The 11,990-nt window shown below is 73.1% G+C and carries 13 protein-coding genes; 9 read left to right on the forward strand and 4 right to left on the reverse strand.

Annotated features, from left to right (window positions below):
- Positions 1-57 precede the first annotated feature (57 nt).
- The 9 genes from CLV40_RS11315 to CLV40_RS11355 all read left to right on the forward strand — a co-directional run bounded on the left by CLV40_RS11315 (position 58) and on the right by CLV40_RS11355 (position 8,642).
- Positions 58-1,473 (forward strand): class I adenylate-forming enzyme family protein, encoded by a 1,416-nt coding sequence (locus tag CLV40_RS11315; protein WP_104478847.1) that lies wholly within the window; start codon positions 58-60, stop codon positions 1,471-1,473.
- A 5-nt stretch (positions 1,474-1,478) separates the two neighbouring features.
- Entirely contained in the window at positions 1,479-1,748 is a 270-nt protein-coding gene (locus tag CLV40_RS11320; protein WP_104478848.1) for an acyl carrier protein, read from the forward strand.
- 1 nt (position 1,749) lies between these two features.
- The gene (locus tag CLV40_RS11325) at positions 1,750-2,022 is read left to right on the forward strand and encodes a hypothetical protein (RefSeq protein ID WP_181043439.1); all 273 of its coding nucleotides are present in this window, start codon (positions 1,750-1,752) and stop codon (positions 2,020-2,022) included.
- The gene (locus CLV40_RS11330) at positions 2,015-3,187 is read left to right on the forward strand and encodes a beta-ketoacyl synthase N-terminal-like domain-containing protein (protein ID WP_104478849.1); all 1,173 of its coding nucleotides are present in this window, start codon (positions 2,015-2,017) and stop codon (positions 3,185-3,187) included. The genes CLV40_RS11325 and CLV40_RS11330 overlap by 8 nt, the downstream gene beginning before the upstream one ends.
- Positions 3,188-3,210: 23 nt before the next feature.
- The gene (locus CLV40_RS11335; RefSeq protein WP_219823953.1) at positions 3,211-3,744 is read left to right on the forward strand and encodes a beta-ketoacyl-[acyl-carrier-protein] synthase family protein; all 534 of its coding nucleotides are present in this window, start codon (positions 3,211-3,213) and stop codon (positions 3,742-3,744) included.
- Positions 3,741-5,360, forward strand: a complete 1,620-nt coding sequence (locus CLV40_RS11340) for a class I adenylate-forming enzyme family protein (protein WP_104478851.1) — start codon at positions 3,741-3,743, stop codon at positions 5,358-5,360. Before CLV40_RS11335 ends, CLV40_RS11340 begins: the two co-directional genes overlap by 4 nt.
- Positions 5,357-6,619 carry a beta-ketoacyl-[acyl-carrier-protein] synthase family protein gene (locus CLV40_RS11345; protein ID WP_104478852.1) on the forward strand — a complete coding sequence of 421 codons (1,263 nt, stop codon included), beginning with the start codon at positions 5,357-5,359 and terminating at the stop codon, positions 6,617-6,619. The genes CLV40_RS11340 and CLV40_RS11345 overlap by 4 nt, the downstream gene beginning before the upstream one ends.
- 92 nt (positions 6,620-6,711) lie before the next feature.
- Positions 6,712-7,734: a 4-hydroxyphenylpyruvate dioxygenase gene (gene hppD, locus CLV40_RS11350; protein WP_104478853.1), complete on the forward strand. Its 1,023-nt coding sequence runs from the start codon at positions 6,712-6,714 to the stop codon at positions 7,732-7,734.
- Positions 7,731-8,642: a phytanoyl-CoA dioxygenase family protein gene (locus tag CLV40_RS11355; RefSeq protein ID WP_245931225.1), complete on the forward strand. Its 912-nt coding sequence runs from the start codon at positions 7,731-7,733 to the stop codon at positions 8,640-8,642. The genes hppD and CLV40_RS11355 overlap by 4 nt, the downstream gene beginning before the upstream one ends.
- Before the next feature lie 128 nt (positions 8,643-8,770).
- Here the strand turns inward: CLV40_RS11355 and CLV40_RS11360 are convergent, their stop codons facing one another.
- The 4 genes from CLV40_RS11360 to CLV40_RS37130 are packed head-to-tail and all read right to left on the reverse strand — an operon-like array spanning position 8,771 to position 11,939.
- On the reverse strand, positions 8,771-9,535 hold the full coding sequence (locus CLV40_RS11360) for an ABC transporter permease (RefSeq protein ID WP_104478854.1): 765 nt from the start codon (positions 9,533-9,535) through the stop codon (positions 8,771-8,773).
- A gap of 12 nt (positions 9,536-9,547) precedes the next feature.
- Positions 9,548-10,501, reverse strand: a complete 954-nt coding sequence (locus CLV40_RS11365) for an ATP-binding cassette domain-containing protein (RefSeq protein ID WP_104478855.1) — start codon at positions 10,499-10,501, stop codon at positions 9,548-9,550.
- Entirely contained in the window at positions 10,498-11,676 is a 1,179-nt protein-coding gene (locus CLV40_RS11370) for a glycosyltransferase (RefSeq protein ID WP_104478856.1), read from the reverse strand. The genes CLV40_RS11365 and CLV40_RS11370 overlap by 4 nt, the downstream gene beginning before the upstream one ends.
- Entirely contained in the window at positions 11,673-11,939 is a 267-nt protein-coding gene (locus tag CLV40_RS37130) for a hypothetical protein (RefSeq protein WP_146107992.1), read from the reverse strand. Before CLV40_RS37130 ends, CLV40_RS11370 begins: the two co-directional genes overlap by 4 nt.
- Between the last annotated feature and the right edge of the window lie 51 nt (positions 11,940-11,990).

The following is an 11,990-nucleotide window of genomic DNA, read 5'->3' on the forward strand; positions in this document are numbered from 1 at the left end:
TTCAAACATTTCGTCGCATTACGGCAATCGGCCCAATAGCACATTGTGAAGGCGCCAATGACTGGTGTGGATCTTTCCTGGGCAACGCCCGGAATCTCGCGGGAATGGGTCGACGACCTGCTGCTCGCCGGGTCGTCCGACACCGTCTGCCTGCGCTTCGACGAGCCGGTCGACCGGGCCGCGCTGCGCGCGGTGGTGGCCGTGCGGGAGGCGGAGCTGCGCGCGGCCGGGCTGGTCGCGGGCGGCACTGTCGCGTTGCGACTCCCGCCGTCCCTGGCGTACGTGGGCTACCTGCTCGCCGCGTGGCGGATCGGCGCCCAGGTGAGCCTGCTCGACCACCGGCTCACCCGGCACGAGGTCGACGGCGCGCTGGACCGCGTCGCCGCGCAGTTCGTCGTCGAGGCCACCGAGACCCGCGGCCACCGGCTGCGCGGTTACGCCGAGGTGGTCGCCGCGGTGTCCGCCCGGGAGGGTGGCCGCCCGGCCGCGACGCCGCACGCGTTGGTGCAGTTCAGTTCCGGCTCCACCGGTGCCTCCAAGGTGATCGCGCGCACCGCCGCGGACCTGGCGGCCGAACTCGACCGCTACGACCGGCTGCCGGAGTTCCCGCGCGCGGGGGAGCGGGTCGTGCTGCTCGCCTCGATCGTGCACGTGCTCGGGCTGGTCGGCGGACTGCTCAACGCCCTGCACGCCAACGCGGAACTGGTGTTCCCGCAGCGGTTGACCGCCGAGGGCATCCTCGCCGCCGTCGCCGCGGCCGACACCCCCGCGACCGTGCTCGGCGTCCCGTTCCACGCCGAACTCCTGACCTCCTCGACCGAACGCACCCCGCTGCCGTCGTTGCGGCGCATGGTCGTGGCGGGCGAACTGGTGCGCCCCACCGTCCCCGCGCGCTTCCGCGAACGGTTCGGCGTGCCGCTGGGCACGATGTACGGGATGACCGAGATCGGCGTCATCGCCACGGATCTCGACGGCTCCCGCTGGCCCGCGGTCGAGCCGACGCACGGGATGCGCCTCCAGGTGCGCGACGGCGAACTGTGGATCGCGATGGCCGCGTCGCCGTACCTCGGACTGCAGGACCCGAGCCGCTTCGTCGACGGCTGGCTGCGCACCCGCGACGCCGCCGGGATCGACGGGGGCACGGGTCTGGTGACGGTACTCGGACGACTGGACTCGCAGGTGTCCATCGGCGGGCTCAAGGTCGACCTCACCGAGGTCGAGCAGACCATCGCCGGGATGGCGGCGGTCCGCGAGGCGGTCGTGCTGCACGACGGCGGCGTGCGCGCCTACCTGAGCCTGGCCGACGGCGCGTCGGTGGCCGAGGTGGAGCTCGAGATCGGCCGGACCCTGGCGCCGTTCAAGCGGCCGCGGGAACTGGTCGTGCTGCCGGTCCTGCCCAGGACGGCGACGGGGAAGGTCGTGCGCGCGGCGGCGGTGCTGGCCGCGGCGGGCGAGAACAGCGGAAAGGGATGACGGCCATGAAGGACGAGTTGCGGGCGTTCGTGCTCGACGCGGTGCGCGAGATGAACTACGACGTCAGCGAGGTCACCGGGGACACCGACCTCGGCCCGGCCGGGCTGGACCTGGAGTCGTTGGCGCTGGCCGACCTGGCGGTGCAGCTGGAGGACCAGTACAAGATCAAGTTCGGCGACGACGACATGGAGTCCCTGGCCCTGATGACCCTCGACGAGTTCGTCGACGCGCTCGACGCCCGCGTGTCGGCCCGGGCCGCCGAGGCGACCGCCTGAGATGGCACCGAGCACACCGGACCTGCCGTCCCCCGACCGGGACGCGGTGATCGCGCTGCTCGCCGGGTTCGGCGACCGCGACCGCGCCGAGGTGGGGGAGACGCTGGACTCGCTGGAGCTGACCTGGCTGGTGGCCCAGGTCGAGCAGCGCTACGGGGTGGAACTCGACCTCACCGACGAGGTGTTCGCGGGCATGGGCACCGTCACCGGCGCGGTCGACACCCTGGCGGGCGCGCTCGACTCCGCGCGCGGCACGGCGGCCGGGCATGGCTGAGCGGGCGCGGCGCGCGCACCGGGTGGCGGTCACGGGCGTGGCCGCGCGCACCGCGTTCGGTCGCGACGGCGCCGCGCTGCTGGCCGACGGGTTCGCGGGCACGCCCGCGTTCGCACCGGTCACCAGGTTCGACACGGCCGGTCGCCGGACCACGACCGCGGCCACCCTCCCGGGTGACCCGGTGCTCGCCGACGAACTCGTCGGCGCCATCGAGGACGCCGTGGTCGGCACCGGGGTGACCACCCGCGCGGGGGTCCCGCTGCTGCTGGCCGCGCACGCCGACGCGGGCAACGCCGCGCTGGCCGCCGAGGTCGCCGCGCGCACCGGGTTCGCCGGTCCCGCGCGGACCTACACCGGTGCCTGCGTGGCGGCCACCTCCGCGCTCGCCGACGCCGCCACGCTGATCGCGACCGGCCGCGCCGAGCGGGTCGTGGTGGCGGCGGGCTACCTGGTGGAACCGTCCACGTTCGCGTTGTTCGACGCGGGCCGCGCGCTGTCGCGGGACGGTCGCGTGCGGCCGTTCAGCGCGGGCAGGCAGGGCATGCTGCTCGGCGACGGCGTCGCGGCCGTGGTGCTGGAATCGGCTTCCCCGCTGGGAATCGGCGCGGGGGGAATCGGCACCGTGCTGGCCTCCGTCGCGGTCGACCCCGGCGTGCCCGTGGACGTCGCGGTGCGCGAGTCCCCGCGCGCGGCCCGGCCGCTGGCCTGGCTGGCGGGCTGGGCGCGCTCCGGCGACGCTTACCACGTGTGCAAGCCCAAACCGGACGGCACCGGCCTGGCCAGGGCGATCACCGGGGCGCTCGACCGGGCGGACGTCGCGCCGCCGGAGGTCGGCTACGTCAACGCCAACGGCACCGGCACCGCGTTCAACGACGCCGCCGAGGTCGCCGCGCTGCGCCTGGCCGGACTCGGCGCGGTGCCCACCAGCTCCACGAAATCCGTGCACGGCCACGCGTTGGAGGCGTCCGGGCTCGTCGAGTTCGTGGTGACCGTGCTCGCGCTGGGCGGGGGGACGCTGCCGGTCAACTCCGGTTACCTGGGCGCCGACCCGGACTGCGCGATCGACGTGATCACCGGGCCGCGGCGCGCCGAGCCCGCGTACGCGCTCACGGTCAACGCCGCGTTCGGCGGCGCCAACACCGCGCTCCTGCTGGGGGCGGCATGAGTGCCACCCTCTCACCCGGACAGGTGACATCGCCGGTCCTGGACCGGGTGGTGCTCGCCGAGGCCCACTGGCCCGCGTCCCCGGCGGACACCCCCGGGTCGCTGCCCGCCATCGCCGGGTTCGTGCTGTCGGCGTTCAACCCGCTGGTCGTCGAGGTCGCCGAGCGCTGCCTGCGCGCGCACTTCGGCCCGCCGCCCGCGGGCCGCGACGGCGACCGGACGGCGATCGTGCTGGCCAGCGTCCGCGGTGACGTGACCACGGCGGACGCGGTGGCCGCCGCGGTGGCGGCGGGCACCCGCGTGCCGCCGCTGCTGTTCTTCCAGTCCAACCCGAACGCCGTGCTCGGGCACGTCGCGGCGCGGTGGGGACTGGCCGGTCCGGTGGTGTGCGCCAGCCCCGCCACCGAACCCGGGACCGATGCTCTCGCCTGCGCGGACCTGCTGTTCGCCGCGGGGGAGGCGGACCGCGCGCTGGTGATCGTCGCCGACCTGGCGACCGGACGAGGAGACAACGACCAGGCGGTGGCCCGACTGGTCACGGCGAGGGGACGGGCATGACCACCACCAAGCGCGGCAACACCCGGGCCCTGCTGGCCCGCGACCCGGACCTCGGTGCGGGCAACGTGCTCACCACGCTCATCGAGATGGGCGCGGACACCGAGCGGCCCACCTTCACCTTCGACACCGCCGTCGACGGCCGCCCGGCCTGGACCGCGCTGACGCTCGGGCTCCTCGACGAGCGCGTCCGCGCCCGGGCCGCCGCGCTGAGCGCGCTCGGCATCGGCAGGCGCGACCCGGTCGCGGTCACCGCGACCGGCGTGGCCGACAACATCCTCACCTTCCTCGCCCTGGCCCGGCTCGGCGCGATCCCCGCGCTGATCAACGCGAAGCTCGCGCCGGAGATCACCGCCCTCTACGTGAGCAGGCTCGGCGCCGTCGGGGTGCTGGCCGACGCCGCACGCCGCGAAGCGCTGGCACCGCACGGGTTGACGTTGCTCGCGCCCATCGAGGGGCTGGGCGCGGCCGACCCGGCCGACGCCCCGGCGCCGTACCGGTTCTTCCGCGACGACCCGGTCGCGATCACCCACTCCTCGGGTACGACCGGCGTGCCGAAGGCGGTGCTGCACTCGCACACCAGCCTGTACGCCGCCAACCGCCACCGGCTGCGCATGCCCAAGGCGCAGGGCACCGACCGGATCCTGTCCGCGCTGCCCGCCCCGCACGCCGCCACGCTCATCGCGCTGAACCTCGCGCTGTCGAGCGAGAGCGAGCTGCTGGGGCTCTCGCGGCAGACCGGGCCGTCGGTGCTCGACGCGATCGAGAAGTGGCGGCCCTCCGGCGTGCTCGGCTTCGCCGCCACCTGGTCGGAGATGGCCAAGACCGACCTGCGCGGCCGCGACCTGGACTCGGTGGCGCTGTGGTGGAACACCGGCGACTGCGCGCACGAGGCGCACATCCGCAGGCTCATCTCGCTCGGCTACCGCGAGGTGTCCACCAAGGAAGGTCGGGTGCGGAAGCCGGGATCGGCCTTCATCGATGGCCTGGGCTCCAGCGAGATGGGGCACTCGCACTTCTACATCACCCACACCGCCGAGACGAACCGCTACGGCCGCTGCATCGGCCGCCCGCACACCTTCGCCGAGCCGGTCGTGCTCGACCCGGAGGGCAACGAACTACCGCACGGGCAGGTGGGGGAGCTGGGCACGAAGTCGCCGACGCTGTCGCTGGGGTACTGGAACGACTCGGTCACCACGCACCGCACCCGCGTGCGCGGCTACTTCCTCACCGGCGACCTCGTCTACCGCGACGAGGAGGGCTACTTCTACCACGTCGACCGGCTCGTCGACTCCGTCGACCTCGGCGACGGCAAACGCCTGCACACCGCGCTGTCGGAGGAACGCGTGCTCAACGCCTGCCCGGACGTGGCCGACTGCACCGTGGTCGCCGTCCGCACCGACGACGGCGTGGTCACGGACGTGATGCTGCAACTCGACCCCGCCGCCGACCCGGCCGCGGACCGAACGGCCGCGATCCACGCGGCGCTCGGTCCGGACGTGGCGGCGACCGTGCGGTCGATCGTGGTCGTCGACGACGAGCGCATCCCGTTGGGCCCCACCGGGAAGGTCCGCAAGGTCGCCCTGCGCGCCGAGGTGACCGGGCAGGGCGCGAGATGAGGCCCGCCGCCGCCATCACCGGCATCGGCGTGGTGACCCCGTTGGGGCGCAAGGCCGATGACGTGTTCGACGCGCTGTGCGCCGGTCGCTCCGGACTGGTCCGCCCACCCGAGGGGCACCCGCTGGCCGGGCTGCTCGACGTCGCGGGCATCGCCCCGGACATCGACCCCACCGAGGTGCTCGACGCCAAGCAGGCCCGCGCCGTCGACCGGTTCGTGCTGCTGGCCATGGCCGCCGCCGACGACGCGCTGGCCGACGCCCGGATCACCGTGGGCACCGACGTCGACCCCGAGCGGGTCGCGGTCGTCGTGTCCACCGGGGGCGCGGGGCTGGAGACCTACGAGCACTTCGCGGCGCTGCGCCGCGAGAGCGGGCGCGCCAAGGTGAGCCCGTACCTGCTGCCCGGGATGCTGGCCAACATGGCCGCCGCCCGGATCGCGATCAAGCACGGCATCCGCGGCCACAGCGCGTGCATCGCCACCGCGTGCGCGGCGGGCGCGCAGTCCATCGCCGAGGCGCTGCGGATCATCCGCGCGGACGAGGCGGACGTGGTGGTGTGCGGCGGCGGCGACACCGCGCTGCACCCGACCGTGGCGTCCGCGTTCGCCAACGCGTGGGCGCTGGCCCGCAAGTGGGCTGAGCCGACCCAGGCCAGCAGGCCGTTCGACAAGCGGCGCAACGGGTTCGTGCTCGGCGAGGGCGCGGGCGTGCTGGTCGTGGAGCGCGCCGACTTCGCCGACGCCCGCGGCGCGGCGGCCTACGCCGGGCTGCTCGGCTGGGGCGTGACCACCGACGCCCACCACCCGACGACCCCGCGCCCCGACGGCGCGGGCGCCACCGCCGTGATGCGCAAGGCGATCGCCGACGCCGGGCTCACACCGTCCGATGTAGACTACGTGAACGCGCACGGCACCTCGACACCGCTCGGCGACGCCGCCGAGGCGACCGCGATCCGGTCGGTGTTCGGGGACACCACGCCCGCGGTCAGCTCCATCAAGGCGCTCACCGGGCACATGCTCGGCGGCTCCGGCGCGGTCGAGGCCGCCGCGACGGCGCTGTCGGTCAGCACGGGGCTCTTACCCCCGACGCACAACCTCGACGACCCCGACCCCGACTGCGCGCTCGACCACGTCCGCGGCACCGCCCGTCCCGGGCCGGTCCGCGCGGCGCTGTCGAACTCCTTCGCCTTCGGCGGCCACAACGTGAGCCTGCTCATCGGCGAGCCCGGCACACGGCTCAGGCGACGGGCGCACGCCTGAGCGGAACACCGACGCACCAACGGATTTCCCCGACCTGCCTGGCTTCCCCACCGGCGAACCGATCACAACCACACCGGACCCAGAGGTTCAGCATGCACGTTCACGCGATCGATCACGTGGAGTTCTACGTCGGCGACGCCGACGAGGTGGCCGCCAAGCTGCGCGCCGAGTACGGCTTCCGGCAGCACGGGGTGCTGCGCGACCGGCCGGGGAGCCATTCCGTCCTGCTCGCCCAGGGCGACATCCGCCTGGTGGTGACCTCCGCGCGCGACGCCACGCACCCGGCGGCGGCCTACGTCGCCGAGCACGGCGACGGCCTGGCCACCATCGCGCTGTCCACCGACGACCCCGAGGCCGCCCTCGCCGAGGCGCTGGACCGGGGCGCGGTGCTCACCGCGGGCCGGATCGGCGGCTTCGGCGACGTCGGGCACGCCTTCGTCCGCCCCGGCGCGCTCTTCGACGACGCCGACCCGGCCGACGCCGACGACACGGACTCCTTGTCCTTGCTCGACGTCATCGACCACGTCGCCGCTGTCGTCACCGGCGGACAGCTCGACCCGACCGTCGAGTACTACGAGAAGGTGTTGGGCTTCAAGCAGATCTTCGAGGAGCGCATCGAGGTCGGCGGCCAGGCGATGAACTCCAAGGTGGTGCAGTCGATCTCCAAGGAGGTCACGCTCACCCTGATCGAGCCCGACACCGCGACCGAACCCGGCCAGATCGACGACTTCCTCACCGCCCACCACGGGCCCGGCGTGCAGCACCTGGCCTTCCGCACCGACGACATCGCCACCGCGGTGCGCACCCTCGGCGCGCGCGGTGTCGAGTTCCTGACCACCCCGGGCGGCTACTACGACGCGCTGTCCGAGCGCCTCGACCACACCGCCGTCCCGATCCCCGTCCTGCGCGAGCTGAACGTGCTCGTGGACCAGGACAACGAGGGCGAGCTGTTCCAGATCTTCACCAAGACCACCCACCCGCGACGGACCATCTTCTTCGAGCTCATCGAGCGCCTGGGCGCGCTCACCTTCGGCAGCGCCAACATCAAGGCGCTGTACCAGGCCGTGGAGCGCGACCGGAACCGGGCCAAGGACACCGAAGGAGCCTCCCTGTGACCGCTGAGCTGACCGACACCTTCGCCCTCACCGAGGCGGAGCGCGACCTCTTACCCACCGACGAGGAGGTCGTCGAGTACGCGGCCCGCGGCTGGTACCTGTCCCGCAAGCTGTTCACCGACGCCGAGATCGACACCCTCGTCGAGGCCACGGAACGGTTCTACGCGGGCCACGCCGACCGCAGGCTGCCGCTGCGCCCGCCGAACCTGGCGTACTGGACCCCCGAGCGCGGCGACGTCCAGCGGCACAACGACTACATCCACTACGAGAGCGACGAGGTCGCCGCGATCCTGCGCAAGCCGGTGCTCGGCGCGGTCGCGGCGCGGCTGGCCCAGGCCGACGAGATCCGGGTGTGGCAGAGCACCCTGATCTACAAGCCGCCGCGCCCGGAGGAGGCCTCCAACCAGGTCCCCTGGCACATGGACCGGCACTACTGGCAGACCTGCACCTCCGAGCGCATGCTGACCGCGTTCCTGCCGTTGCACGACTGCGACACCACCATGGGCACCATCACCATGGTCGACGGCAGCCACCGCTGGGCGGAGATCCCCGGCGACGACTCCACCCGGCACTTCGCCCACCGCGACCGCGCGGAGCTGGAGGAGCTGCTGGCCGCCAACGCCGCGCACAACGGCGCCGAGGTGGTCAAGGTCCCCATGAACATCCCCAAGGGGCACGTCAGCTTCCACCACTGCCGCACCTACCACGGCAGCGGCGCCAACCAGGCCGACCGGCCGCGGCGGGCCATCAGCCTGCACATGCAGGACGGCGACAACCGGTTCCGGCCGTTCCTCAAGTCGGACGGCACACCGGTTTTCTACAACCACGACGTATTGGTCCAGCGCAACGACGAGGGCCTGCCCGACTACACCGACCAGACCTACTGCCCGACCCTCTGGCGGTGGTAGTACCCGAATAAGGAATAAGCCCGGCGCGAACGCGACCGGGCTATTTCCCTGCGCCCGATAATTCGTTCGAGCGGGCATGAAAAAGGCCCGGGAGCGGTGTGCTCCCGGGCCATTCGCGGATTCGTCGGTTACCGGACCTGGCGGGCGAACATCCGGGTCGCCCAGGTGACCGTCAACGCCGCCAGCGCGACCACGACGAGCATGCCGACCCAGACCGACGAGTCGCCCGGGTTGCCGGTGAACAGCGCCCGGGTGCCGTTGGTCGTCCAGTAGATCGGGTTCCACTCGGCGATGGTCACCAGCCAGCCCGGGGCCAAGGTCAGCGGCAGCAGCACGCCCGAGAGCAGGGACAACGGCTGCGACACGCTGTTGATCAGCGGCCCGAGCGCGGCCGGGGACGGGATCAGCATGGCCATCGCGTAGGACAGCGCGCACGCCATCAGGGCCATCAGCGCCAGCATCACGTACGCCAGCAGCAGCCACCCGAACTGCACGGTCATGCCGAACGGCAGGGCCACGACCGTGATCACCACGGCCTGCCCCATCAGCACCGTGACCTCGGAGAACGCCCGACCGAGGATGAGTGCCGTGCGGTGCGCCGGGGTCACCCGGGACCGCTCGATCACCCCGGACCGCAGCTCGCCGAGCAGGCCGAAGCCGGAGAAGAAGCCGCTGAGCAGGACCAGCACGACGAGCAGGCCCGGCACGTAGATCCGGTACGCGTCGGCGTAGGTCTGCGCGCCGGTGGGCGCCAGCGCGGTCTTCAGCAGCGGCGCGAAGAGCACCAGGTAGGCGATGGGCTGGACGAAGCCGATGACCAGGCGGGCGGGCGTGCGCCAGACCAGCAGCAGCTGCCGCTGGTAGACCAGCCAGGTGTCGCGGAGGAACTTCATGGTGGGTGACTCCTACTTGTCCCGCAGGGAGCGGCCGGTCTTGGTGAGGAACACGTCGTCGAGGCTGGGGCGGTGCACCTCGACGGTGTCGAAGTGGATGTCGCCGCCGTCGAGCACGCGCATGATCTGCGGCATCGCGGTCGAGCCGTCGTCGACGTAGAGCCGCAGGCCGTCGTCGCCGAGTTCGAGCTTGCGCACGTAGTCGCGGCCGTCGAACAGCTCCGCGGCGCGCGGCCCGCTGCCGTTGAGGCCCACGGTGACCACGTCACCGGCCACGCCGTGCTTCAGCTCGCTCGGGGTGCCCAGGGCCACGATCTCGCCGTGGTCGATGATCGCGATCCGGTCGCAGAGCGCGTCGGCCTCCTCCAGGTAGTGCGTGGTGAGGAAGACGGTCATGCCCTGGTCGCGGAGCCTGCGGACCTCGTCCCACAGGTGCGCGCGGGACTGCGGGTCCAGGCCGGTGGTCGGCTCGTCGAGGAAGAGGACCTTGGGCTCGTGGATGATGCCCATGGCGATGTCCACCCGGCGGCGCTGGCCACCGGAGTAGGTCTTGCACTGCCGGTCGGCGAACTCGGTCAGCTCGAACGCGGCCAGCGCCTTCTCGGTGCGCTCGACCGCCTCGGCCTTGCCGATGCCGTACATCCGGGCTTGCAGGACCAGCTCCTCGCGGGCGGTGATCTCGTCGGTCGTGGTGCCGCCCTGGGGCACGTACCCGACCCGGGTGCGCACCGCGCCCGGGTCTTTGCGCAGGTCGGCGCCCGCGATGACGGCCTCGCCGTCGTCGGGTTCGAGCAGCGTGCACAGGATGCGCGCCGTAGTGGTCTTGCCCGCGCCGTTCGGCCCGAGGAAGCCGAAGATCTCCCCCTCGGCCACCGACAGGTCGACGCCGCGGACGGCCTCGACGGAGCGGGTCTTGCGCCGTTTGCCCAGCGTGAAGGACTTGCGCAGTCCCTTGACCTCGATCATGACGTGCTCCTGCTCGGGCCGGTGGTGACCGGCGACTCGGTGAGGCGGGCCAGGGCCGCGACGGCGGCCCCGGTCCCGCCCGCGCGCGCGAACGACTCGGCGACGCGGGCGGCGGCGACCCGGAACCCGGGATCGCCCAAGACGGTGGTGACGGCCGCGCGGATGTCCGCCGCGCCCGCCCTGGCGAAGCCGATCCGCAGGCCCGCGCCCGCGTGCTCCACCTGGTTGGCGTTGATCGGCTGGTCGTGCCGGATGGGCGCGACGACCAGCGGCACGCCGTGCGCCAGCGACTCGCAGACGGTGTTGAGGCCGCCGTGCGAGACGACCAGGTCCAGGTGCGGCAGCAGGTCCAGCATCGGCACCCTGGCCTGCGCCAACAGGTGCTCCGGCAGGTCCGGGAGCTCCGCGGGCGGGGCCACGAACACCGCTTGCAGCCGGTCGCCGAGCGGGGCCAGCGCGGCGACGGCGGCGCGCAGGAACCGCGCGGACACGTCGTCGGCGAGCGTGCCCGTGGAGACCAGCACGCGCCTGCGGTCCGGCCGCAGCCACCCGGCGGGGAACCCGGGCTGGTCGGGGCGCTCGGCGAGCAGCGGGCCGACCAGCCGGAAGTGCTCGGGGAAATCCCGGCCCACCAACTCGCGGCTGGTGGTGGCCAGCACCAGGTGCGGGGAGAACCGCAGGTCGAAGTACTCGTCGGCGGGCATCCCCGCCTTGTCCCAGATGTGCCGGACCCGGCCGAGGACCCACTCGTGCACCCTGGGCAGGACCGCCAGCGGGTCACCCAGGTCCATGGTCGAGCAGGCCAGGGTGGCCCACGGCAGGCCGAGGCGGTGGGCGGCGATCGCGCCCGCCGGGCAGTGCTGGTCGACCACGAGCGCGTCCGGTCGGAACTCGGCGATCGCCTTGTCGACGGCGGGAAGGCTGAACCGCGCGTAGGGCACGATGAAGCGATCCCACACCGACCGCACGGCGGCGAGGCCGTGGTCGGACTGCGGCCGGAACAGCCGGGACCCGGTCGGGAAGACCGTCGCACCCGCGCCCAGCAGGGGACGCAGGTGCAGCTCCGGGCCGCACCAGGCGACCTCGTGCCCGGCGCGGACCAGCGCCTGGCCGAGGCCGAGGCTCGGGTTGACGTGCCCGGCCAGCGGCGGCACGACCAGCAGGTAGCGGCTCACGCGGCGCGCGCCGCGACGTAGTCGACCACCTGGGCCACGGTCAGCCCGGTGAGCGCGTCGAGGTCCAGCCCGGACACGTGCCCGACCAGGTCGACCCGGTCGCCGAAGCGCCGGGCCAGCGCGGCGCCTGCGGCGGCCACGTCGACGCTGTCGAAGCGCAGGTCCCCCTCGAGCGTGGCGTTCGGAGCAATTCCCGGCGGACATCCGCCGCACGGGCCGACGACCTCTCGGAGTATTCCCGCGACTTCCTCGAATAGCGCCATCGCGCGACCTCCAAAACAGGCGACTGCGCGACAAGGTACCGCACCGCTCTC

It is taken from the genome of Actinokineospora auranticolor (assembly GCF_002934265.1).
GTDB classification, from domain to species: Bacteria; Actinomycetota; Actinomycetes; order Mycobacteriales; family Pseudonocardiaceae; genus Actinokineospora; species Actinokineospora auranticolor.